Origin of the sequence: Limnobacter sp. SAORIC-690, assembly GCF_002954425.1 — a bacterium.
Taxonomy (GTDB): Bacteria; Pseudomonadota; Gammaproteobacteria; order Burkholderiales; family Burkholderiaceae_B; genus Limnobacter; species Limnobacter profundi.
This window is the reverse complement of record NZ_MQVZ01000001.1, coordinates 1,687,220-1,708,651: the sequence shown is the minus strand read 5'-3', so window position 1 is coordinate 1,708,651 and position 21,432 is coordinate 1,687,220. Positions and strand designations below refer to the sequence as shown.

Annotated in this window: 24 protein-coding genes; 14 read left to right on the top strand and 10 right to left on the bottom strand. The window is 52.7% G+C overall.

Annotation, left to right across the window (positions count from 1 at the left end):
- Nucleotides 1–79 precede the first annotated feature (79 nt).
- From BSZ31_RS17060 to BSZ31_RS08135, 5 genes are all read right to left on the bottom strand, one after another.
- A complete protein-coding gene (locus BSZ31_RS17060) occupies nucleotides 80–484 on the bottom strand; it encodes a hypothetical protein (protein ID WP_206018572.1) in 405 nt (134 codons plus the stop codon).
- A gap of 45 nt (nucleotides 485–529) precedes the next feature.
- On the bottom strand, nucleotides 530–1,465 hold the full coding sequence (locus BSZ31_RS08145; RefSeq protein ID WP_105028328.1) for a PPK2 family polyphosphate kinase: 936 nt from the start codon (nucleotides 1,463–1,465) through the stop codon (nucleotides 530–532).
- Entirely contained in the window at nucleotides 1,446–2,987 is a 1,542-nt protein-coding gene (locus BSZ31_RS17055; RefSeq protein WP_206018571.1) for a DUF6537 domain-containing protein, read from the bottom strand. Before BSZ31_RS17055 ends, BSZ31_RS08145 begins: the two co-directional genes overlap by 20 nt.
- A gap of 22 nt (nucleotides 2,988–3,009) precedes the next feature.
- On the bottom strand, nucleotides 3,010–5,028 hold the full coding sequence (locus BSZ31_RS17050) for an indolepyruvate ferredoxin oxidoreductase family protein (RefSeq protein ID WP_206018570.1): 2,019 nt from the start codon (nucleotides 5,026–5,028) through the stop codon (nucleotides 3,010–3,012).
- Nucleotides 5,029–5,139: 111 nt separating this feature from the next.
- Entirely contained in the window at nucleotides 5,140–5,826 is a 687-nt protein-coding gene (locus BSZ31_RS08135) for an EcsC family protein (RefSeq protein WP_168426899.1), read from the bottom strand.
- Nucleotides 5,827–6,106: 280 nt separating this feature from the next.
- Between BSZ31_RS08135 and BSZ31_RS08130 the strand changes: the two genes are divergently transcribed.
- The 11 genes from BSZ31_RS08130 to BSZ31_RS08080 all read left to right on the top strand — a co-directional run bounded on the left by BSZ31_RS08130 (nucleotide 6,107) and on the right by BSZ31_RS08080 (nucleotide 15,759).
- On the top strand, nucleotides 6,107–6,325 hold the full coding sequence (locus BSZ31_RS08130; RefSeq protein WP_105028326.1) for a Flp family type IVb pilin: 219 nt from the start codon (nucleotides 6,107–6,109) through the stop codon (nucleotides 6,323–6,325).
- A 7-nt stretch (nucleotides 6,326–6,332) separates the two neighbouring features.
- Nucleotides 6,333–6,827, top strand: coding sequence for a TadE/TadG family type IV pilus assembly protein (locus tag BSZ31_RS08125; protein WP_146106640.1), 495 nt, complete (start codon nucleotides 6,333–6,335; stop codon nucleotides 6,825–6,827).
- A 24-nt stretch (nucleotides 6,828–6,851) separates the two neighbouring features.
- The gene (gene cpaB / locus BSZ31_RS08120) at nucleotides 6,852–7,817 is read left to right on the top strand and encodes a Flp pilus assembly protein CpaB (RefSeq protein WP_105028324.1); all 966 of its coding nucleotides are present in this window, start codon (nucleotides 6,852–6,854) and stop codon (nucleotides 7,815–7,817) included.
- Nucleotides 7,818–7,899: 82 nt separating this feature from the next.
- On the top strand, nucleotides 7,900–9,174 hold the full coding sequence (locus BSZ31_RS17320; RefSeq protein ID WP_105028323.1) for a type II and III secretion system protein family protein: 1,275 nt from the start codon (nucleotides 7,900–7,902) through the stop codon (nucleotides 9,172–9,174).
- A gap of 24 nt (nucleotides 9,175–9,198) precedes the next feature.
- Complete coding sequence (locus BSZ31_RS08110; protein WP_146106639.1) at nucleotides 9,199–10,386, top strand: hypothetical protein; 1,188 nt, start codon at nucleotides 9,199–9,201, stop codon at nucleotides 10,384–10,386.
- Nucleotides 10,387–10,514: 128 nt separating this feature from the next.
- A complete protein-coding gene (locus tag BSZ31_RS08105) occupies nucleotides 10,515–11,756 on the top strand; it encodes a CpaF family protein (RefSeq protein WP_105029804.1) in 1,242 nt (413 codons plus the stop codon).
- The gene (locus BSZ31_RS08100; protein WP_105028321.1) at nucleotides 11,753–12,661 is read left to right on the top strand and encodes a type II secretion system F family protein; all 909 of its coding nucleotides are present in this window, start codon (nucleotides 11,753–11,755) and stop codon (nucleotides 12,659–12,661) included. Before BSZ31_RS08105 ends, BSZ31_RS08100 begins: the two co-directional genes overlap by 4 nt.
- 10 nt (nucleotides 12,662–12,671) lie before the next feature.
- A complete protein-coding gene (locus tag BSZ31_RS08095) occupies nucleotides 12,672–13,625 on the top strand; it encodes a type II secretion system F family protein (RefSeq protein WP_168426897.1) in 954 nt (317 codons plus the stop codon).
- A gap of 5 nt (nucleotides 13,626–13,630) precedes the next feature.
- On the top strand, nucleotides 13,631–14,464 hold the full coding sequence (locus BSZ31_RS08090; RefSeq protein WP_146106638.1) for a lipopolysaccharide assembly protein LapB: 834 nt from the start codon (nucleotides 13,631–13,633) through the stop codon (nucleotides 14,462–14,464).
- Nucleotides 14,461–14,766 (top strand): hypothetical protein, encoded by a 306-nt coding sequence (locus BSZ31_RS08085; RefSeq protein WP_105028318.1) that lies wholly within the window; start codon nucleotides 14,461–14,463, stop codon nucleotides 14,764–14,766. Before BSZ31_RS08090 ends, BSZ31_RS08085 begins: the two co-directional genes overlap by 4 nt.
- Before the next feature lie 21 nt (nucleotides 14,767–14,787).
- Entirely contained in the window at nucleotides 14,788–15,759 is a 972-nt protein-coding gene (locus BSZ31_RS08080; protein WP_146106637.1) for an ATP-binding protein, read from the top strand.
- On the opposite strand, the gene BSZ31_RS08075 is transcribed toward BSZ31_RS08080, so the two are convergent.
- Nucleotides 15,756–16,841, bottom strand: a complete 1,086-nt coding sequence (locus tag BSZ31_RS08075) for an HD-GYP domain-containing protein (RefSeq protein WP_105028316.1) — start codon at nucleotides 16,839–16,841, stop codon at nucleotides 15,756–15,758. The genes BSZ31_RS08080 and BSZ31_RS08075 overlap by 4 nt on opposite strands.
- A 178-nt stretch (nucleotides 16,842–17,019) precedes the next feature.
- On the opposite strand from BSZ31_RS08075, the gene BSZ31_RS08070 reads away from it, so the two are divergent.
- A complete protein-coding gene (locus BSZ31_RS08070; protein ID WP_105028315.1) occupies nucleotides 17,020–17,298 on the top strand; it encodes a hypothetical protein in 279 nt (92 codons plus the stop codon).
- Here the strand turns inward: BSZ31_RS08070 and BSZ31_RS08065 are convergent.
- Both BSZ31_RS08065 and BSZ31_RS08060 read right to left on the bottom strand, forming a co-directional pair.
- The gene (locus BSZ31_RS08065; RefSeq protein ID WP_105028314.1) at nucleotides 17,282–17,785 is read right to left on the bottom strand and encodes a disulfide bond formation protein B; all 504 of its coding nucleotides are present in this window, start codon (nucleotides 17,783–17,785) and stop codon (nucleotides 17,282–17,284) included. The two genes, BSZ31_RS08070 and BSZ31_RS08065, sit on opposite strands and share 17 nt — an antisense overlap.
- A 3-nt stretch (nucleotides 17,786–17,788) precedes the next feature.
- On the bottom strand, nucleotides 17,789–18,142 hold the full coding sequence (locus tag BSZ31_RS08060) for a hypothetical protein (RefSeq protein ID WP_105028313.1): 354 nt from the start codon (nucleotides 18,140–18,142) through the stop codon (nucleotides 17,789–17,791).
- A 127-nt stretch (nucleotides 18,143–18,269) separates the two neighbouring features.
- On the opposite strand from BSZ31_RS08060, the gene tal reads away from it, so the two are divergent.
- Both tal and BSZ31_RS08050 read left to right on the top strand, forming a co-directional pair.
- Entirely contained in the window at nucleotides 18,270–19,220 is a 951-nt protein-coding gene (gene tal / locus BSZ31_RS08055) for a transaldolase (protein WP_105028312.1), read from the top strand.
- A 366-nt stretch (nucleotides 19,221–19,586) separates the two neighbouring features.
- Entirely contained in the window at nucleotides 19,587–20,402 is an 816-nt protein-coding gene (locus tag BSZ31_RS08050) for a hypothetical protein (protein ID WP_105028311.1), read from the top strand.
- 191 nt (nucleotides 20,403–20,593) lie between these two features.
- On the opposite strand, the gene BSZ31_RS08045 is transcribed toward BSZ31_RS08050, so the two are convergent.
- Complete coding sequence (locus tag BSZ31_RS08045; RefSeq protein ID WP_146106636.1) at nucleotides 20,594–20,905, bottom strand: hypothetical protein; 312 nt, start codon at nucleotides 20,903–20,905, stop codon at nucleotides 20,594–20,596.
- Nucleotides 20,889–21,431, bottom strand: a complete 543-nt coding sequence (locus tag BSZ31_RS08040; RefSeq protein ID WP_146106635.1) for a hypothetical protein — start codon at nucleotides 21,429–21,431, stop codon at nucleotides 20,889–20,891. Before BSZ31_RS08040 ends, BSZ31_RS08045 begins: the two co-directional genes overlap by 17 nt.
- Nucleotide 21,432: the final 1 nt, after the last annotated feature.

Genomic DNA, 21,432 nt, shown 5'->3' with positions numbered 1-21,432 from the left:
ACAGTGTAGAGAACCTAGACAGCAAAAATGCCCCCGAGGGGGCATTTTCAGCATTTTGTAAACCGAGTGAAACAGCGAATTACTTCTTGTCAGCTTTCAGCTTGCCGCCAGCCTTCACATCGGCTTTCACGTCAGCTTTCGCTTTCACATCGGCAGCGGATTCAAGTTGACCCGTACGCTTGCCCACTTCGCCTTTGGCCTCAGAATGCAAAGCGCCAGCTTCACTGCGCATTTCATCGCCTTGAGACTTCGCGCCTTTCACGGCCGCGCTGGACTTACCTTTCAAATCGGCATTGGCATTTGCGTTTGCATTTGCGTTCGCATCTGCTTTGGCCTTGGCTTTGGCGTCTGCATTCAAGGAAACACCGGGCACTTCAGCTTTCACGCCGACGCCGGTGTTCACACCCAGGCCTACCGCCATGGCGGAGGCAGAGAACATCAGGGCACTGCTGAGCACGGCAAGTTTCAATGTATTTTTATTCATGATAAAAGTCCCCTTTCGAATGTTATTTGGGAACCCAGATAACGGTCATGTGGCCTGGCCGGTTGACGGCTTTTTCCAGAACTCGCTTTTGGCCACAACCGGGTCGGGCTCGGGCCAAGCCAGGCCCATGCGCTCGAGCGTACCGACCAAAATTTCAGCCACCAACATGTTCCGGAATCCTTTGTGATCGGCGGGGATAATCCACCAGGGCGCCTGCTTGGTGCAGGTTTTCTCCAGCACTTGTTCATAGGCATTGGCATACATGCTGTAGTTTTCACCACAGTGAAGGTCTTTTTCAGTCAACTTCCAGCGCTTGTCGGGGGTTTCCCAACGTTCAATCATGCGCTGGTGTTGTTCTTCACGGGAAATATTCAGAAATATTTTCAAGACTGTGGTGCCAGTTTCAGCCAAGAGACGTTCAAAGTCGTTGGCTTGATGGATGCGTTCGTCAAGCCAGGTGGCCGATACATTGTCGTGAATAATCGGCATGATGATGCCATCGTAATGTGAACGGTTGAAAATGACCGACTGGCCTGCGCCGGGTACATGGGGGTGAACCCGCCACAAAAAATCATGCGCTGCTTCTTGCTCGGAGGGCTCTTTGAACGACACCATGCGCAAAGCCATGGGGTGCACTGAGCGCATAATGGCACGAGCTGCGCCGTCTTTTCCTGCAGTGTCCATGCCCTGCAAAATGACAAGCAGTTTGTGTTCACCTTGTGCATACAGACAGGTCAGCAGGTGATTGAGTCGCTCCGACAATTGATCGACTCGCTCGTGCATGTCTTCTTTGGAAGGCATGTCGCCATAACGCGTTGGCCATTGTCGCAAGCGAACTGCCTTGCCGTTAACCATGCAGGCCTGGCCTAAAATTTCCCACTGACTCTCGGGTACCAAGGCATCGGGTAACACTTTTTCAGAGCGCTTGGTTTCCTTGCGTTTGGTGACTTTGGTTTCAGGTTTATTGTCTGCTTTGGTCATGCTGATCCAGGTTGTGCTTGTTTTCCACGGACTTTTGAATCTCGAACCGCACTTGTTCAAATGATTGGGCACGAACCTGACCGAATCCTTTCACCTGATTAAACAGGTCAAGAAGGTGATCGGTCTGTTTGCTGTGCTGCAACATTGAAGGATTATTGTGCATCAGTTCCAACCAGGTTTCAAACCAACCTACCAGTAAAGTCTGGTTTTTACGCTCTAAACTTCCTCTAAATGGATCAAATATCGTGTTTCGCAAGTGACGCATGCCCGCCAAAACCCTAAGTAGCGGGTCAATCCAGGGGCCCAGTTTTATTTTCCGCGGCCGGTGGCCGTGCCCAGCCAACCAAGTGGGGGCAAAGTGAAAATACAACTTCGCACCCGGTTCAAATTGCGCCATGGTTTGCCGTTTCCACTCGGGATTGGTGTGCAAGCGGGCCACCTCAAACTCGTCTTTGAAGGCCAGTAATTTGAAGTAGGTGCTGCACAGGCGCGTCCACTGGTGCTTCAAACCAAGCTCCTCAAAGCCGGTGCGCAAGGGCAACACCCTGGCTTTGAAGCGCTCTGCCAGTTGACTGTTTTGATACCGCGTCAATTCAGCTTGATAACGCATCAGCTTCTCGTCATCGCTTTCAAACTGACTGGTGGGTACAAAGTTCTTTTCCAACATCTGCTCGAGCAAACCAGGCTTTGACACCGCCACACGGCCGGCATCAAAGGCAAGCAGGTTTTCATTCACCTTCACGCCATTCAATTCAATGGCTTGGCGCAGGGCAGCCAGGTGCAAGGGCAAACAACCGCGTTGCCAAGCGGCGCCCAGCAGCAGTGCATTGGCATACACGGTGTCGCCAAACAGCCTTTCGGCCAGCCACTGGGCCCGAATCGGCGTGTAATGTTGCTCGGGGTTATTCAAGGCTCGTGCAATATCGGTGTGCATTTGTTCAACGGGCGCGCACCAGTCGCGCTGGGCGATAAAATCGGCTGTGGGTGGCGTGTCAGTATTCACCACCACAAATGCGGTGCTGTTCAGTAGTTCCAGTGTTTTTTCATGCGCAGATACGATCAGGTCGCCTCCGATCATCAAATCAGCCTCGCCCACCGGAATTTTGGAAGATGCCAAAGCGTTGCCCGCCGGGGCAAACTGCACATGCGAAAACACGGCACCGCCCTTTTGTGCCAACCCGGCCATGTCCAGTGCCAAGGCCTCCATGCCCTGCAAATGCGCGGCCATGCCCAGCCATGCGCCAATGGTGACCACGCCTGTGCCACCTACGCCATTGATCAGCACGGCATGGCGTTGAGTCAATTCATCAGGATGAATGTGAAATTGAGGCTCAACAAGACTGGCGCGTGCTGTGGCCAGCGCGCTGTGGTGCGCTGAAGTATCGGGCTTTCGCAACTCACCACCTTCCACCGTCACCAGGCTTGGGCAAATGCCTTCAAGGCAACTGTAGTCTTTGTTGCAGGTGGATTGGTTGATAGTGCGTTTGACGCCCCAGGGCGTTGATACGGGCTCGATCGACAAACAATTGGAATGTTTGGAGCAGTCACCACAGCCTCGCACACTCGCGGTTAATCAACACGCGCTTGGCCGGGTTTGGAAACTGCAATTGGCCTGTGACCGGGTCGGTGCGCTTGCGCCTGCGTCGCTTTTCCGAGGCACAGGTTTGCTCGTACACCAGTACTGTGGTGCCCTTGATTTCCCGCAGCAATCTTTGCACGGTGTCCATATCGCGGCGGTGGAACACTTCAATGCCCTCTGCTTTGGGATCATCTGGCAAGTCGCGCAAATGCAAGGCGGGGTTGTCGCTGACAATGACGATTTTGGCCACACCCTCAGCGGCCAACTGACGTGTCAATTGCGGTACCGTAAGCGTGCCGTCAAGGTGTTGTCCGCCCGTCATGGCCACGGCGTCGTTGTACAGCAACTTGTAGGTGATATTCACGCCTGCGGAAACGCTGGCCCGAATAGCCAGAATACCCGAGTGGAAATAAGTGCCATCGCCCAGGTTGGCAAACACATGCTGGGTCTGTGTAAAAGGCGCCTGCCCTATCCAGGGTACGCCCTCACCGCCCATCTGTGTATAGGTTTGGGTGTTGCGGTCCATCCAGACAGCCATGTAATGGCATCCAATTCCGGCCATGGCCCGGCTGCCCTCAGGTACTTTTGTCGAAGTGTTGTGCGGGCACCCCGAGCAAAAATACGGTTTGCGCTCGACAGGCGGGTGTGCTGAATGCCCCACCTCATGACTGCGCGCGATGGTGGCAATCCGTTGATCAATCAAGGTTTTGATATCGGCAGGCAACTGCATGTGTCGCAGGCGCTTGGCAATCGCCTGAGCAATTAATGCAGGGTCTAGCTCGTAGTGACTGGGCAACAACCAATTGCCTTGTGGCAGAGACCATTCCCCGCCTTCGCGACCGTCCTCCGACAGCCTTTCGTCAAACTTGCCATACACCTTGGGGCGTACATCCTCGCGCCATGCGTAGAGTTCCTCTTTAATCTGGTACTCCACCCACTGGCGTTTCTCTTCAATCACGAGAATTTCCTGCAGTCCCTCGGCGAACTCCCGGATGCCCACCGCATCCAGCGGCCACACCATACCTACTTTATAAACCCGCAAACCTATTTCTGCGCAACGTTGCGGGTTCAAACCCAAATCATTCAAGGCCTGCAAAGTATCCTGGAATGCTTTGCCGGTGGCCACGATGCCAAAACGTGCCTTGGGCGAATCAATCACTGTTTTATTAATGCCATTGGCCCTGCAAAAAGCCAGCGCCGCATACAACTTGTGATCCAGCAATCGGGCTTCCTGCGCCAATGCAGTGTCGGGCCATCGAATGTTCAAACCACCTTCGGGCATATCAAAATCGGTGGGCAACACAAACTGATGTCGGTTGGGGTCAATATCTACAGTGGCAGAACACTCCACCACATCGGCCACCGCCTTCATGCCAACCCACACACCGGCGTAGCGACTCATCGCGTACCCAAGTACACCGAAGTCGAGAATTTCCTGCACGTTGCTTGGAAACAGCACCGGAATCATGGCCGCTTTCAGCACATGGTCAGACTGGTGCGGCAGGGTAGAGCTTTTCGCGGCGTGGTCATCACCGGCCACCAGCAATACGCCACCGTGTTTTGATGTGCCCGCTGCATTGGCATGCTTGAACACGTCCAGGCTTCGATCAACGCCCGGCCCTTTGCCATACCAAAGGCCAAACACACCGTCGACTGTTGCGCCCTGAAACAGGTTGAGTTGCTGGCTGCCCCACACTGCAGTTGCGGCCAGGTCTTCATTCACGCCAGCCTGAAAGTGAACATTTGCAGGCTTCAGAAACTGTTTTGCTGCCCAAAAAGCCTGGTCCACGCCACCCAGCGGCGAGCCGCGATAACCCGACACAAATCCACCGGTGTTCAAACCATTCATGCGGTCCAGCTCAGACTGAAGCAACATGAGTCGAACCAGCGCTTGCGTGCCTGTCAGGTAAATTTTTCCTTGGGAGAGGGTGTATTTGTCACTGAGCGTGACTGCGCGGTACAGCGGATACTGAGGGGCATTCATGACCACTTTCCTCCACGAAACGGATGCGTTTCTGCGAGTGCGAGGTGCCTTGTAACTGCCTTGTGAGCAACACGAGGCTCTGCTTGAGTGTTACACAGAGCCCGCGGGCGTTCAAGCCCCTTGGTCGGGTTGAATGTCTTTCACATTGTCCACATTGAACATTTCCTCGGGCCGTGGATAACTTTTCTTGTTTTTGCGGGCCGGTAATTTTTCACCAGAAAACATTTCAACAGCGGTGCGCGCCACTTCTTTGGTATCCAGCGCTGCATAGGCCGACACCACTGCGGCCCCAGCCAAAGGCACAATCCGGGATGCGGTGCGCTTGGCCACTCGCTCAAACACCACCTGCCCAATCTGTTTGGTGACCCTTACTGCGACGTCCCGGCTGCCACTTCGTGTGAATCGGTCGATCAAGTCAAGCACCGACGTGCCCATTTTCTCGTCGTGCTCCAGGGGAATTGATCTTTCATACTCGCGCACGGCGGTGCCCGCCACATGGCTGAAAAGGCAAGTCATCAGGTCTTGCTCGGTCAAAGGTTTTTTGTGGCCAAATGCCACCGCAATGTCGGCAACCATTTGCGCCTGAATCCGCCACACAATAACAAGGTCGGGAAGCACGGTGAGCATTCCCAAAGGGCCGACTGGCAAAGCAAGGCTGCCCGACACTGCCGCAGCCTTCGCGCAGGCTTTTTGCGTAATCTCTTTCGAGCGCTCATACGGACGTTTGGCCTTGCCTGGCTCTTTGGAAACAGGCACCCCGCCGGTGACCAGACCGATTACTGCATGAAGGGGCCCCATAAGGGCTCTGGGTAAATTGGTCTTTTGCATGAATAATTCATCAAAGGCAAATTGTTTCTAATGGTACCAATCAACAAGTCACAGACTTGGTTTACTATCGTAACTCACAAGGAGTAATCAGTTTGGGGGTAATTCCCTAAGATTGCTGTGGTCCTTGGGATCAAAATTGTGAATAGACGGTGCAATTCACAGTCTGATTGTGGTTTTGATGCATTTGGAGTACCCCTAATATGGGGGAATTCGACCTAGAGTTCGATGTTTTCACAAAGGAGTGAATGTCATGAGCAAAGCAGCAAATAAGCAGTTGGTTTTGAAACGCAAGGAAGAAGGTGCCTCCTTGATCGAGTACGCAGTAATCGCGGCCTTGGTAGTAGCACTTGCAGTGGCTGGTTTCACGACATTGGGTGGTGGTTTGACCACCGCATTCGAAAGCATCAGGGATACCTTGATTACACCTCCTTCATCTGGCGGTGGATCTGGCGGTGGATCCGGCGGCTAAGCCTTTCATGGGTACTTTGAACAAGACCCCTCGAGTTGGTCCCACAAGATCCATTGGACAACGTGGTGCCCAACTCGTGGAATTGGCATTAATGCTACCAATTATCCTGACGGTTATTTTTGCAATTGTGGGATACAGCCTGTTGTTCATGGTGCAACACACGCTGAGCTCAGCCGTATCTCAGGCTGCGCGAAGCGTGGCTGTTGCAGGAAGCACAGCCGACCCGGAAGCTGCGGCAAGGCAGCTTTTGGTAAGTGCCCTACCTACCGCAATCTACCCGGCGGGCTTTAGTTTTTCAACCGACCAATTGGCCGGTGCAGCAGATTGCGGCAATGCCTTGGGCGCGGGAACCAACCCGGCCCTGAGTTGCCTGGAGTTTCGGGGGGTTTTTAACACTGCCGAGAATCCGTTTATGTCCAACATTCCTTTTTCAGACACTTTTTTTCCAGAACAACTCAGCGCCAGCGCTGTGGTTCTGTACCAGAACACCGACGCATTGTAATTTCTTCCGGGAGCCCTTCGCGACATGTCAGGAAAAACAAAAATACTCGCACTGCTGCTATTGGGAATCGGATTGATTTTCATGGTCATGGCTTTTTTATCGGGCCAAAACGTGAAGAAAGGCGGGGCAGCCATCAAAACCGAACTTGAGCGATTTCCGGTGGTGGTGAGCACTGTTGAAATTCAATTCGGCAAGCCTGTAACCCCCGAAATGCTGAAGGTGGAAAAATTTGCCATCGCCCCCAGTGGCGCATTTACCGACATCGGCGATGTGATCGGTAAAAAACCATTGTTCAATATTGGCAAAGGCTTGCCAGTGACCAATCAATATTTTGAATCGGGCGCAGTGGCTGCTGAAGTGCGTGAAGGTTACCGCGCTTTTGCTTTGCGCCTGGATGAGAACAACGTGGCCACCGCCAAAATCAAGGCAGGTGACTATGTTGATGTGTTCTCGATCTTCAAGTCCAACAGCCGCGACATTGAAGAAACAATTTCAAGGCTGATCATGCCCAAGCTGCGTGTTCTGTCAGTGGGTTCACAACTGGTGAATGCACCTGAAACAACGAATGCCGCCAATGAAAAAGACGTGAACAATCGCCCTGTGCGCTTGAAAGCCATGATGGTGGAAGTGCCCACCGAAGATGTAAACGCGCTGGCCATTGCACAAACCCAGGGCGAATTGTTTGTGGTGTTGCGCAGCCCCGAAGAAGAAGAACTTCCGGACATGAGCAAGTACCCTCAAGCAGAACCTGTATTGAAGCCTGCGCCGGTGAAGGGCCCCGATGGGAAAGTGCTGAAAAACCAACCCCCCGTTGAGTTGACTGCGAGCGACAAAGCTTTCGCGGGCATTTCGCTGGACAACGCCATATTGCCAGGCAGCGGCAACACCAAAGACAACAAAAAACCCGCACAAACTACACAACGCACGGCCGAACCAGCCACGGTGGAAGTCATTCGCGGCGGTGAAACTACCCGGGAAACAGCGCGATGAATAAAAGCAAGATCACATTGAAAAGCATGGTCGCAGCAATTTCATTGGTAGCCTGCGCAGGCTGATCAGCCCCCAAATTGCAGTGGGGCAAACGCCCGCTGCACCCAGCAGCGCCGCACCTTTTGTACTCACTTTGAGCACTGGCTTTCAGAAAGTCATCAGCCTGCCTGGCATTCCGGCACGGGTATCGATTGGCGACCCTACGATTGCTTCTGTGACGGTGCTTAAACCCACCGACCGCGGTGGCAAAAATGCTGGCGTATTAGTCACCGGTTTGAAAACCGGTTCGACATCGCTGCTGATTTGGGACCGCGGTGCCAGCATGGCCCGGGTGATCACCGTAGCAGTTACCGGCAAGGCCGCTGAAACCATTTCAACCTTGAAAGACTTGAACCTTGAAACCGAAGGACAGGTGTTGAAACTTTCGGGCTCAACGCCCAATGTAAGCACCTATCAGCAAGCGAGGGAAAGTCTCATTAAACCCGGCAGTGATGGAAAGCCTGCTGAACTGATTGACCAGGCTACAATCCAGACATCAGGCACCGTGCAGGTCGATGTGAAAGTCGTTGAATTCACACGCAGTGAATTGCAACGGCTAGGCATTAACCTTGCCGGCGAATTCAACAACGGCGGATTCAGTTACGCAATTTCAAACCCGGTCGCATCGGCGAGTAATTCCGTTGCAAATGCCTTTGGCCTCACTTTAGGTAACCGAGCTGGAGACCTCACCGCGAATTTGAATATCCTCCAAGCCGACGGCTATGCCAAAGTTCTCGCCGAACCTTCATTGATTGCCCAATCTGGCCAGGATGCATCGTTTCTAGCGGGTGGCGAAATTCCAATCCCCGTGCCTTCCGGCAACGGCACCATTGGCATTCAGTATAAGAAGTTTGGTGTGGGTTTAAGTTTCACACCCACCATATTGTCGAACAAAACAATTGCCTTGAAAGTGTCGCCCGAAGTCAGCGATCTCGACTTCTCTCGTGGCACCTCCATTCAAGGTGTGCTGGTTCCCGCCATTTTGACCCGACGCGCAAGCACCACGGTTGAACTGGGCGAAAACCAAAGCTTTGTCATCGGCGGCTTGATCAGCCGAAACATTATTGCAAACGCAAACCGGGTGCCCTGGTTGTCTGAAATCCCGATTCTGGGTGCCTTCTTCAAGGGCAACACCTACAGCCGGGAAGACAAGGAATTGCTGATTATTGTGACACCGCGATTTGTAAAACCCCGTGCAGCAGACGCACCCGCTTTGGCCCTTCCCGGTCAGAACGTGGGCATGCGCCCGCGCAGCGTGTGGGGCCAACTCTTCCTGCCTTCCGCAAAAGAGCCTGTTCCTGGCTTCACCACCAATTAAGGGGAATTAGCGATGCAACAAAGCATGCCCCGAATATTGTTTATCAGTGGGTCGGACGCCAACTGGCTATGGCTGTCTGACGCGGTGGGTGACCGTTTCATGCTGGTGCGCGAATCTGGCACATTCAGCGAAATTACCAAACGCGTGGGCTTGGTATCGCCCAGCATGGCGGTGGTGGATTACTCGCCTCAAGTGGGCCTGGACGCCAGCCTGATCGTCAAAGAATTGCGCGAACTTGCACCCGACTTGCCCGTGGTTGCCATGGGTTCGAAAGACTCCACGGAAGACGTGGTCAATGCCTTGCGCTCCGGTGTAAAAGACTTTTTAAGCCTTGATTCCAGCGCAGGCGAAGTTACAAAAATTCTCACCGGCGTGGTTGAAAAAGCGCCCAAGCAAAGCAATGAACGCAAGGGATACGCCTTGGTAGTGCTGGGTGGACGGCAAGGTGTGGGCTCCACCACACTGGCGGTCAACCTGGCTGTACAACTGGCCAAACAAAACAAGGACAGCACCTTGCTGCTTGACTTTGGCCTGCCCCTGGGCGATGGCCTGGTGCACCTTCCTGCCGAAGACAAGCAAGGCGCCATGGACTTTGTAGAATGCGTGCGCAATCTGAAACGCTTTGACGCCACCTTGGCAAAAACCGCCTTTCGCCGCAACAATGCCACTGGCGTGGCGATACTTTCACTGCCACGAAACCTGGCAGACCTTCGGGATATTTCCGCATCCGATGCTCTGAAATTTTTGAATCTGATCAAATCATTTTTCGAGAATATCGTGATTGATTTGTGCGGGTTTTCGAACATTGAATTTGTGGCCAGCCTGCTGCGAAGCGCAGACGCGACAATGGTACTCACACCCCAATCGGTGCCAGGTATCGTGACTGCTGCCGAGTTGATTAAAAGCCTGAATGACAAAGGCATTGCTACTCAGACATTTGATTTGGTGGTGACGCCCTATCACAAAGATGTGGCATTGGACGCAGACTCGATTGCCAAGAAACTGAACATTGAAACAGTACACACGCTGCCCGACCGACGCGCACCGTTGATCAACGCGGTCAATGGCGGCCAGGTGTTGTCTGCAGCCGATTCAAAAGACCCGTATGCCAAAGCAGTTGCCCAGTTGCTCGACAAAGTGAATGCCAACCGCAAACACCAAGACGGCCAGGGCAGCCTCGCCAGCACCTTCAAAAAATGGTTTAACAAATGAGTGAGATCATTTTCGGCCAGGAAGCGCCGCCCCCAACACCCAAAGAACCCGAGCATCTTGCAAACTCGGTGTCCAATGCCGCAAACGCCGAAGAGGACTTGCAGTTTGCCACTGCCAAAGTCAGCGACATGGACTCTGCGGTGCTGGCCGACGTGAAAGAAATGGCCCATGAACATATTTTGGCCATTATCGAAAAGAAAGGCGCTACCTTTGCCAAAATGGACAACAGCGCCCTTGAAAAATTCATTCAAGGTGAAGTGCAAAGCCTGATTTATGGCAAGCAAATTCCCCTGAACGATTCTGAAGTGGCCTTCGTGGCCGACTCGCTGTACAAGGAAATTGCGGGCTTTGGCCCCCTTGAAGACCTGCTGGCTGACCCCAATGTTGAAGACGTGATGATCAACGGCTACAAGGACGTGTATGTGTCCAAAATGGGTCGTATGGAACGTGTGCAGGCCCGCTTTGTCGACAACGCTCACCTCTTGAGAATTGTTCGACGCATTCTGGCACCGCTGGGCCGCCGGCTGGATGAATCAAGTCCCATGGTGGATGCCCGCCTGCCCGATGGCAGCCGGATCAACGTCATCATTTCCCCACTGGCTCGCGATGGCGTGGTGGTGTCCATACGTAAATTCAGAAGCACACCACTGCGCGCCGAAGACCTCATGGGCCTGGGCACCTTTGATGCCCGCGTGTATGAATTGATGCAGGAAGCCGTTCGCAAACGCTGCAACCTGGTGGTGAGCGGTGCAACATCCACCGGAAAAACATCCATGCTCAACGTGCTGGCTGAATTTATTCCAGCTGGTGAACGTTTGATTACCATTGAAGACACTGCTGAATTACAACTGAACCACCACCATGTGGTTCGCCTGGAAAGCCGTCCGGGTGGGCACGAAGGTGCCGGCGCGATTTCAATTCGCGACCTGGTCAAGAACAGCTTGCGTATGCGCCCTGACCGCGTGGTGGTGGGTGAGGTACGCGGCGCTGAAGTGCTCGACATGCTGCAAGCCATGAGCACAGGCCACGATGGTTCTATGGGAACCATTCACGCCTCGACGCCTCGCGATTGCCTGCATCGCCTTGAAATGTTGTCAGGCTTTGCGGGCTTCACCGGCAATGAAATGAGTTTGCGACGGCAAATTGCCTCGGCGCTCGACCTGATTGTTCAAATTGTTCGCCTGCCCTCGGGCAAGCGCCGCATTTACAGCATCACGGAAGTGGCGGGCATAGTGGACGACAATATTTTGCTTCAAGACCTGTATCGCCATGAAAGCCGACTCGGACCTGATGGCCAGGAACTCGACAATTGGGTGCCTGTAGTGCCCTACCCCAAAAACCCGAAAATCTCGCACATTCGCCTGACATGACATTCGGACTGATCGCCGCTGCCTTGGTATTCATTTCTCTGGCCCTGCTGTTGCTGGGCCGGGGTGCTGAAGAACAAAACCGCAAACTGGCGGAAAGCCGACTGGACGTGGCCCTGAGCAAGTCCCGAGATCCACTGGCGCTGGAAAAAGACCCCCTGCGCAAAAAATACATTCCGCAATGGATCACCGACAGCCTGATTTCAGCGGGCCTCACGATTGACCGCACCTTGGGCATTCGCGTGGCAATGGTTACCTTGATACCTTCACTTGCAGCCTTCGTTTTTCGAGGTGCAGCCAGCGCTGCCGGCGCACTCATTCTCGCCATTCTGGGCATTGCCGCTTATGTGCTGTATCGCCAACGCAAACGCAGGCTTCAAATGCTTGGGCAGTTGCCCAACTTTCTGGACGGCGTAGTGCGTGTCAGCGCGGTGGGCTACAGCCTGACCGTGTCATTCAATACCGCGCTTGAAAACGCCGAACAACCCTTGAAAGAAGCGCTTGGCCTGGCTGTTCAAATGCAGTATGCAGGCCTGGAACTGGACCAGGCCATGCACCGCCTTGCGCGGGTGTATGGGCTGAGCGAATTCAAATTGATTGCATCCGTTGTGGCACTGGCACTGAACTACGGTGGTAAAAGCGACATTTTGCTGGGTCGCCTTGCACAGTACCTGCGCGATCGTGAGCAACACCATCAGGAAATGCTGGCAATGTCATCAGAGGCCCGCATGTCGGCCGTTTTCATGTGCTGCTTAACACCCGCGCTGGCCGGCATTATCTTGACGCTGAACCCGGCATACCTGGGCACCATGTGGAATGACGACACCGGCCGCATGCTGCTGTTTGTCGCAGGTATCTTGCAAATTGCTGGCGCTGCGATCATCTATCGCATGGTCAAGAGCATTTAAGGGCGCCATCATGGACATGAACACATTACTGGCAATCGGCATCTTCCTGCTGGGTCTGGGTTTTGTCGGTCTGGCGTGGAGCCTTCTGAGCCAAACCAGCCGCAAAGAAAAAGCGCTGGCGCGTATTGATGAATACACTGAACTTCGTCGCAAGGTGCAAAGCTCGGCGAACATGCGAAATCAGGTTCCAACCAGCGTGCTCACAGGCCGCATTGAGCGGCTTGGCCAACAATTCAGCAAAACAAAGGCATTCACCTATTTTGTAGAAGAAGAAGACAAAAAACTGTTGGGCCGGGCAGGTTTTGGGCGTGAAGAAGACCTGAGCCGGTTTGTGCTCATCCGTATTGCACTTGGACTTCTTGGTTTGGCCATCGGGCTTTTCCTGAACTGGGATGCAGGCTTTGGTGCCATTCCCATGATTCAGGTCATTGCAGTGACCGGGATCGGTTTCATGGCACCCAAGTGGTACCTGAAAACGGTTGGAGAAGGCCGAGAGGCCGCGTTTGAACGGGAACTCGTGGCTGTGGTTGACGTGATGCGTTTGTTGCAAGGCGTAGGCTTGAGCGTTGATCAATCCATTGAAGTCATGACCTCGCAACTGTACGACCTTGTACCCATCACGGGCCGCATGTTGCGCCGATCTCGCGCTCAAGTGAAGTCTGGCGTGCCCTGGATTGTCATGTTGAAACGAATGAGCAACATGTATTCAAGCGACGAATTCAAATCATTTGTGCAGGTTTTGGAGCAAATTGAGAAGTTTGGTGGTGCTGTTCAAGAACCATTGAAACAGTTCTCGGATCGACTCGTCGAAAAAGAAAGAGCCAACGCCAAAGAAACAATGGGCAAACTGACTGTTAAACTGACTGGTGTGATGGTGATTACCATGCTGCCGGCCTTGCTGATCATGACCGGCGGTCCCGGTATCATCTCCATTATTCGTGCATTTGAACGGGTTGGAGGTTAAGCGTGTTGAGCAGTCGTCTAATTTCAGGACAATTCAGTCGGCAACTGGCCATGTTGGCCTTGCCCTTGGTTCTTGCTGCGTGTGCAACACCGCAGCAGGCACCCAATGCACCTGCGCCAGCCCCCGAACCTGCTAATACGCCCAGTGCGCCCAATATCAGTGCCACAAGCCCCACCCAAGACGCACTGATCGAAGCCGAACGCAAAGAACTTGACCGGGAAGACGAACAAACCCGAAAAGCCCGCGCTGAACGCGAGAAGAACCTGCACCTGAAACTTGTTCAAACCATGATTGAACAAGACAACGCTTACGCGGCCCTGGCTCACCTGGATGCTTATGACCAGAAATGGGGATCGGACCGGCAAAGCAAGCAACTGCGCGCCGATTCGCTGCGAAAAACCAGCCAGTTGGACCAGGCCGAGCTTGTCTACAAATCATTGCTTAGCGGACAAGGCCAACAAAAAAGCGGACCCGTTTGGTACGGCTTGGGCAAAGTGGCCATCGAACGCGGTGATCTGAAAACCGCGGCAACCCGACTGGAAAAATCCATTCAGGCAGACCCCTTGAATATCAATGCCTACTCCGACCTGGGTTTGGTGTACTTGCTGGAAGGTCAGAAAGAACCCGCCTACAACACCCTGATGAAAGCCAATCAGCTGGCCAGTGGCGATTCGAAGATCATGGCCAACCTCGCATTGTGGGGCTTGGTATTTGACGATTTCAACATGGCCATGGACATCGCAGATCGCCTGCAGTGGTCTGACAACACTCGCAACCAGGTGATGTCGCAAGCCAATTCCATCAAAAGGCGTTTTGACGCCAAAGGAAATACCCAATGAACTCAAACACTCCGTGGATAGTGGCCGCTTTGTTATGCGCCTCTCCCCTGCTGGCTAGCGCCCAAGACAGCACTGCCAACACAAATCAGGGCTCATCACACATTTCCGGCACAACCGATGCTGAAACTGGCTTGAGCACCCGTACCTGGCTGAAAGAGCAGGCCGAGGGCATTAACCGGGGTGAGGTCGAAGCCTACAGGGCTGAATCGGCAGGCAAAGCCTACCGGGCTTACACCGACTCGATTGGTGCCAAAGACCAGAAAGCGCCCGTGTCCCAAGTTTCAACCATCAAGACCAACTAAATTTTTCACGTGCTGCGCCTGTTGCTTAAACTGCTGTCTTTTGTCACCGGCCAACGGCTGCTGACACCCGAGCAGGCCGCCAGCCAACAACTTGAACTCAACGACCTGCGCAGCAAGCAAGCTGCGCTGGAATCGCTGTCCAGCAAATTGCGCGGCGAAATGAAACGCCAACAGGCCCTGGCGCGCGAGCAGTTGAAAGAAATCCAAAAGTCACATGAACAAATGCTGCTTGCCCAGCAGTCTGAAATTGACAGCCTGAAAGAGGCCTTGGGTCAACTCAATCTGAGTGTCGACATAGAAACGCAGCGACAAATGAAAGAGAACAATGATTTGCTCAGCCAGTTGAACTGGTTGTCCGGAACCATTGCACACGACTTCAGGGCACCGCTTCGCGCCATTGACGCCTACTCCTTTTTCCTTGCCGACGACCTCGGCGAAAATGCGCCCCCCGAGGCCAGCAAATCACTTGAAGAAATTCGCCGAAATGGCAAACGCATGGGTGTGTTGCTGGACGCCCTGATTGAATACCTGCGCCTGGGTGTTTGCCCATTGAATGTTCAACTGCACGACCTGAACGAGACACTTCTGCAAGTGGTGAACGAGCATTTCGACTTTTCGCCCGTACCGATTGAAATTCAGGTGCAGGGCAAATGGCGTTTTGACAAGCCAATGATGATGAAAGCATTCAAAGAGTTGCTCGACAATGCCGTGAAATTCTCCAAACCAGTTGAATCTCCAAAAATCATTGTTCGGCAGAGCAGCCCGAGCAACCTGGAAATCATCGACAATGGCGTGGGCTTCTCGGAAACTCACGATGCCCAAAAATTTCAGCTGTTTCACCGCATGCACGGCAACGACGAATTTGAAGGCGAAGGCATTGGCCTGGCCACCGCCGAGCGCATTGCCTCTCGCCACCACATCACCCTGAAATTAAACCGCGTGGGCAATCAAACGGTCGCCAGCCTTCAATTGCCTGAACGCGGATCGTTCTAAACCACCTTGGACAGCAGCTCCAGCAGCCCTGGCAATTTGCCAAGGTCTCGCCTGGGCAGGGCGTTGCGTACTTTGTGGCCATCGGTTGAGGTGTCCACCAACGCTGCCCCCGGGCCCGGGCTGGGCAAATTGCGAAACACAAGCACCACAGGGCTGATTGCAGTTTCACCCCGAATCAGGCTGCAGCCAATTTGACTGCCTGTCAATTGCACCAAACTGCCAGCCGGGTAAATTCCCAACTCTTCAAGAATGATGGCCGTGAAGCAGCTGTACAAGTGATCGGCATGGGCAAACAGGTCTTTCACAGCCTGCTCCGCCGTGAAATTGCTGCGGTAGTCACGCTGGGCCATTCTTGCATTGAACGAATCGCACACACTCAACAGCACAGAACCTACATTGTTGTTCGGTACCTGGTTTGGATACCCCGAACCATCGGGCAACTCGTGGTGCATGCGCACCGATTCAATCCAGATTTCATCTTTCACACCCAGCAACTTCAACTTGTTGGCGCTTTGCTCCGGGTGCTTGCGAATTGTTTCCCGCTGATCGCGCGACAGCGGTTCGGTTTGAGCCCGCAAACGTGCCTGCAAGGTCAACATGCTGATGTTCATGGTCAATGCGGCTTTCAAATGCGAGGTCAGTTCTTCATCGGAAAACCGATTGCTGCACAAACCCACCCGAAACAGGGTCAAAGCCACCAGCATGTGGTGCATCACCGGGTAATCGTCTGCCGTGTGCCAGGCCAGGTAGGCATAAGCAAGGTCGAAGTGATGAATGGCAATGTGCTTGAACCGCCCTGCAAGCTCGTCCATCACCAGCACAAAAGTCTCTGGTTCTTCATCCACCAATGCTTTGGACAGCACCTTGTAACAACAATCCAGTTCTTCAAACAGATCCTGCGCCTGAAGGTACAGCAAAGTGGACTGGGTCAGTTCAGTTTCCAGCGCCACCAGGCTTTCCCCGGCCACGCGCGTACCCGGGTTGTAATGTTTGCCGGAATAAAGATACAAATGCTCGGGCGACAGGGATTTGCGTTGCAACAAAGGTTGCACGACCTGGGCATCTGAAATATTGATCAACATGGGCAGACTCCTATTCGTCTAATACATAACGAGCGGACTGCCAAAAAAATGATCGCCCGATCGGTGGGGTCCGTTTCGGGGATCTGCTGAACTGGATCAAAAAAAGTGGTTTATTCAGAAAGTGGGCACAGCGGCAAAGATGAGATTCTTGGATCAAGTCAGATCCAGGTTCACCATCATGCAAACCATACAACTGCACGCCACACCCAAACACGACTTCCGTTTCCCGGAAACTGTTGAGCTTCAAATGGCCGCTCCTTTGCAGGACAGCGACGCCAATCTTGACGATGCACTGGCCGTGGTTTTGCACGCTGTCAGGCAGAGCAAAAATCCGCATGCCATGGACGCACTGGGTGCCTTGCTGGGCTACATGGAAACCCTGGAAAGAAAGCAAATGACCAGCCAAAGCACCCAGAACTGGGTGACCCTTGCCAACCCAATTACCATGAGCCTTTGACGTACTGCCGGGTACGAACGGCAATCAACAACACAAGGCCTTGCGCCAGAAAACCAAGCCCGCTCCACATGGGCAATGACAAACCCCACAAAGGTGGATATTCATCGGTACACAAACCGTCGGCAACGAACATATCGGGCCAATACTGAACCCAGGGTAAAGCATTCAAAGTGTTTTGCAGGGGGTCAACGCCGCAGGTTTGAGCCGGGTTCGACAACACCCACACATGGTAGAAAGCCACGCCCGCACCCGCCACAAAGCCAAGCAGTGCCAACAACACAAACACCGCTGACCACATACTTTTTCGACTGGTCAAACCAATGCCCAAAAAGCCAAAGGCTGTTGCAAGGTAGGCATAACGCTGAATAATGCACAACGGGCACGGAAACCATTCTTTGCTGATTTGAAAGAACAGTGCCAAACCCAACGCACCAAGACTAATTGCCAGGCCCAGGCTTGCCCAGGGCCGTGCCGAAGAATATTGCATGATTTATTGCTTGCTTTGTACCCAGTCCTGGGTCGATTGAAAAATAGTGGCCATGGCCGACAGGTAATGCCGGGTTTCATCCCCAAGCGGATTGTGCTCCATGCACAAAAAAGCGAACCTGAGTTTTTTGAAACCGATGGTGCCCGCTGCACCCGCGCTTCGGTGCGCCATGGATTTAAACGCTTTTTCCTCGATGGAGAAAGGATCAAAACCGGGCACAAACCAGATTTCACGCGTTTCTTCGAAAAACTCCTGTGCGAATTCCTGCAGCATTTCAAGCCCCAATTCACTCTCGAGGCGTCCCCATTGATCATCATCAATCAAGGGTTGTTGTTCCAATTCTTGTTCAGAATACATGGCGAGTACTCATTGTTTGTTGTGTTTTTTTAATTCCTGTTCAAAGGATACTATTTCATTCATCAAATAAATGCGTTAAAAGCCTATACTGAAGCGTACTTCGTTGAATTTTCGCCACCATCAAGCCATGAGCAACGCATTAGAACAACTGAAACAAGCCACCACTGTGGTGGCTGACACGGGTGACTTTCAGGCGATTGCCGCCTTTCTTCCCCAAGACGCCACCACCAACCCATCGCTGATTTTAAAAGCAGTTCAAAAACCACAATATTTGCCCCTGCTGGAGCAAATCAAGGTTGCATATGGTCATGAGCCGCTTGAGCTGCAAACCGATCGCCTGTTGGTGGCTTTTGGCACTGAAATTCTGAAAATTATTCCTGGTCGTGTTTCCACCGAAGTGGATGCGAGGCTTAGCTTTGACACAGAGGCCACCATTGCCCGCGCAAAGCGAATTGTGTCCCTGTACCGGGCTGAAGGCATTGCGACAGAAAAACGCCTGTTGATCAAAATCGCCTCCACCTGGGAAGGCATTCAAGCAGCGAAAGCCCTTGAAGCAGAGGGCATTCATTGCAACCTCACACTCCTGTTCTCGCCCATTCAAGCGCATGCTTGCGCCAAAGCCGGTGTTCAATTGATTTCACCTTTTGTGGGTCGAATTTATGACTGGTACAAAAAATCGGCTGGTAGCAATTGGGATGAAGCTGCCAATGCGGGCGTGAACGACCCTGGCGTGCAATCGGTGCGCCGCATTTACGCCTACTACAAACAAAATGAAATTCGCACGGAAGTAATGGGGGCCAGCTTTCGCAATGCGGGGCAAATCAAGGCGCTCGCGGGTTGCGACCTGCTTACCATCAGCCCTGAGTTGTTGGCTGAACTGCGGGCGGACGATGCGCCACTGAAGGTCGACCTGGGCATTGATTGGGCACTTGCGCAGCCACGTGAAACATTCCCCGACGGCGAAGCGGCTTTTCGCTTTGAATTGAATGCCGATGCCATGGGCACTGAAAAACTTGCGGAAGGCATTCGGGCGTTTGTGAAAGATTCGATAACGCTGGATGGGTTGTTGAAAGCGTGAGGTGGTTCGTTAAATTACATTCGTGAAGTTCTAGGCCCGTTCTTTATCTGGCACTCGCAAAGTCGCATGCCCTCCTCCGCCAGAAAACCTGAATGCCCCCTGTTTGCTGTATTTCCTTGTCCTAAGCGCACCCGCTAAAAAGCTGGCGGACTGCGCTTTCGGCCTTGCCGACCGGACAGTAAATTCAGCAAACGGGCAGGCTTTCTTGAAGGCGGAATGACGGCAAAGCGAACTTCGCGAATGCCTGGAACCGATTACGCCAAACACCAGATTATTGGCTTACGCTGGTGCGAAATACGGTATAACTTAGAGAAAGAAAGATTTTGAGCCTCGCGAGGGTTCTAACAAACGGTCCTGAGTCAATCGATGAAAAACCATTTTCCACGCGGTAATCGTCTAGGCGCGTTCGAAAAGAATGAACTGAAGCGACGCGCGTTGGAGATGGTACTCGTGCTCTTTTACATCGAAGACCTCAAACACTTCGTCGTTGAGTCAATCCGCTCAACCGACCAGATTCGCGGCCTTCCAAACTGCGGTCGCCTTCCACCCGGCACGAAGAACCTCTACAAAAAGGCTTGGGGCATTTTGGTTGACGATAGCGTACTGTCCCAGCAGGAGTCAGACGAACTCAAAGATCTCGTGGACTACCGAAACCTCATCGCTCACCAAACGCATGCTTTGACCGCCGATGTGGGAAGATACCCATTGTTGCGTATGATCGATGATGCATCTCAATACGAAGACGGGGCTTTGAAAAAAGTGCGGTATTTTCGCGAGAAACTATCTTTTGAGATGAGTCGAAAGTTTGTACTCTCGATTTCGTTTCGAGGACTCAACTTTGAAGCTGCCGAACGAACTTACCTTGGAGAACTAGCGAGCCTCGAGCGGAAGCTGCGACGACAAATTGCGGTTGCACGTGCTGAGATTGAGCAAGCCAACGCTGAGATTCTCACACTGCGTAAATCCGGTGTACTCGCGGAGCTTGAACCTGGACATCCCAACCAAACCAACCGCAGTGGTCAGCTTTCAAGTAAAGGCATCCATTGTTGCCGGGGACTATTCACCGCGGGAGCGTCACCCTTTGTTGTAGCGCATCTTATGCGTCTTTCACTTCGAGCTGCAACAAGACAACATAGGTCGTGGCTGGCTGCAGCGAAGCTCGACAGTGAGGCTGAATCCTAACCCTTCGCTCAACCTGACCCGCTCCGGCAAATGGCCAACTCACATTGAATCCCTTGCGTAATTTGCATTAAGTTACCCGACAAGATCCACTCAAACACCTTTTGAACGCTCCTCGCCAGAATCGTGCAGGGGCTGTTAGCCAATTTCTCATGCATGGAACAACTCAATTAAGCAGATCTGATTTCAAGCGCTTACCTGCCATTGACCCGATAATCATCCCCACTTAATTGGGCCCAACCTTCGCCACGACTGCATCGAATGCGGGTATTCAGAAAAACCTTGCCCTCAACATTTTCACCAAGCTCACAAATTTCACCGGGTAAAGCAGAGAAGAGTACTTGATGCTGAATGCCGTCGATTCTGGAAAACACCTTTACTTCCTTCAACAAAAAAATAGGCGTCCATTCGACAGGTTTTTCACCACAAGCCAGCAAAAACAATACACACAACGCTGATTTAAATATGGTTCCAGAACAAAGATTGGCACTAATTGAGCTTTTCATAAACAGTCTTTTTTGCGAGCCTTTTTGATCGACCAAGGGCAATAAACAGATCGCCTGGGGTAACCAAGCCTGGAAGGTATCTTGGATCATAGGCAACAATATTGCCATACCCTAAAACCTCAGCCACATTTGACGAACAACTGTTGTCAATCATGTTGTAAGGCTTATTTGCAGACACCCGCCGCTGCAACTCCTGCTTAATGGTTAACTTTTCCTTTCTGCCGAGCCTCAGCGTAAAACCAGCAGAGTCACGGAACCGTTGCTGCTTCAAAATGTACTCCGCACCAGAAAAAATTGCGCTGTAGCCCTCTGGTCCCATTGAATAGGCAATCCCGTCAATAATGATTGCAGCGTGTCCGAACTGGGAGGTCTTTGACAGAATTTTTCCAGCACTAATGACTACTTCTATTGTGGTGGAATCCGTGTTTATAACCTTCGGCACAGTATCAGTACTTACAGTGGTTTTACGCTGCGCAATTTTGCGGAGCATCTCACCGCTGGGGGCTTTAATCGTTTCATCATTCATT

What these genes read in the sequence shown, in the direction of transcription:
- BSZ31_RS17060 (WP_206018572.1), bottom strand. Translation starts at nt 484, where the DNA reads ATGAATAAAAATACATTGAAACTTGCCGTGCTCAGCAGTGCCCTGATG.
- BSZ31_RS08145 (WP_105028328.1), bottom strand. Translation starts at nt 1,465, where the DNA reads ATGACCAAAGCAGACAATAAACCTGAAACCAAAGTCACCAAACGCAAG.
- BSZ31_RS17050 (WP_206018570.1), bottom strand. Translation starts at nt 5,028, where the DNA reads ATGAATGCCCCTCAGTATCCGCTGTACCGCGCAGTCACGCTCAGTGAC.
- BSZ31_RS08135 (WP_168426899.1), bottom strand. Translation starts at nt 5,826, where the DNA reads ATGGGGCCCCTTCATGCAGTAATCGGTCTGGTCACCGGCGGGGTGCCT.
- BSZ31_RS08130 (WP_105028326.1), top strand. Translation starts at nt 6,107, where the DNA reads ATGAGCAAAGCAGCAAATAAGCAGTTGGTTTTGAAACGCAAGGAAGAA.
- BSZ31_RS08125 (WP_146106640.1), top strand. Translation starts at nt 6,333, where the DNA reads ATGGGTACTTTGAACAAGACCCCTCGAGTTGGTCCCACAAGATCCATT.
- cpaB (WP_105028324.1), top strand. Translation starts at nt 6,852, where the DNA reads ATGTCAGGAAAAACAAAAATACTCGCACTGCTGCTATTGGGAATCGGA.
- BSZ31_RS08110 (WP_146106639.1), top strand. Translation starts at nt 9,199, where the DNA reads ATGCCCCGAATATTGTTTATCAGTGGGTCGGACGCCAACTGGCTATGG.
- BSZ31_RS08105 (WP_105029804.1), top strand. Translation starts at nt 10,515, where the DNA reads ATGGACTCTGCGGTGCTGGCCGACGTGAAAGAAATGGCCCATGAACAT.
- BSZ31_RS08100 (WP_105028321.1), top strand. Translation starts at nt 11,753, where the DNA reads ATGACATTCGGACTGATCGCCGCTGCCTTGGTATTCATTTCTCTGGCC.
- BSZ31_RS08095 (WP_168426897.1), top strand. Translation starts at nt 12,672, where the DNA reads ATGGACATGAACACATTACTGGCAATCGGCATCTTCCTGCTGGGTCTG.
- BSZ31_RS08085 (WP_105028318.1), top strand. Translation starts at nt 14,461, where the DNA reads ATGAACTCAAACACTCCGTGGATAGTGGCCGCTTTGTTATGCGCCTCT.
- BSZ31_RS08075 (WP_105028316.1), bottom strand. Translation starts at nt 16,841, where the DNA reads ATGTTGATCAATATTTCAGATGCCCAGGTCGTGCAACCTTTGTTGCAA.
- BSZ31_RS08070 (WP_105028315.1), top strand. Translation starts at nt 17,020, where the DNA reads ATGCAAACCATACAACTGCACGCCACACCCAAACACGACTTCCGTTTC.
- BSZ31_RS08065 (WP_105028314.1), bottom strand. Translation starts at nt 17,785, where the DNA reads ATGCAATATTCTTCGGCACGGCCCTGGGCAAGCCTGGGCCTGGCAATT.
- BSZ31_RS08060 (WP_105028313.1), bottom strand. Translation starts at nt 18,142, where the DNA reads ATGTATTCTGAACAAGAATTGGAACAACAACCCTTGATTGATGATGAT.
- tal (WP_105028312.1), top strand. Translation starts at nt 18,270, where the DNA reads ATGAGCAACGCATTAGAACAACTGAAACAAGCCACCACTGTGGTGGCT.
- BSZ31_RS08050 (WP_105028311.1), top strand. Translation starts at nt 19,587, where the DNA reads ATGAAAAACCATTTTCCACGCGGTAATCGTCTAGGCGCGTTCGAAAAG.
- BSZ31_RS08045 (WP_146106636.1), bottom strand. Translation starts at nt 20,905, where the DNA reads ATGAAAAGCTCAATTAGTGCCAATCTTTGTTCTGGAACCATATTTAAA.
- BSZ31_RS08040 (WP_146106635.1), bottom strand. Translation starts at nt 21,431, where the DNA reads ATGAATGATGAAACGATTAAAGCCCCCAGCGGTGAGATGCTCCGCAAA.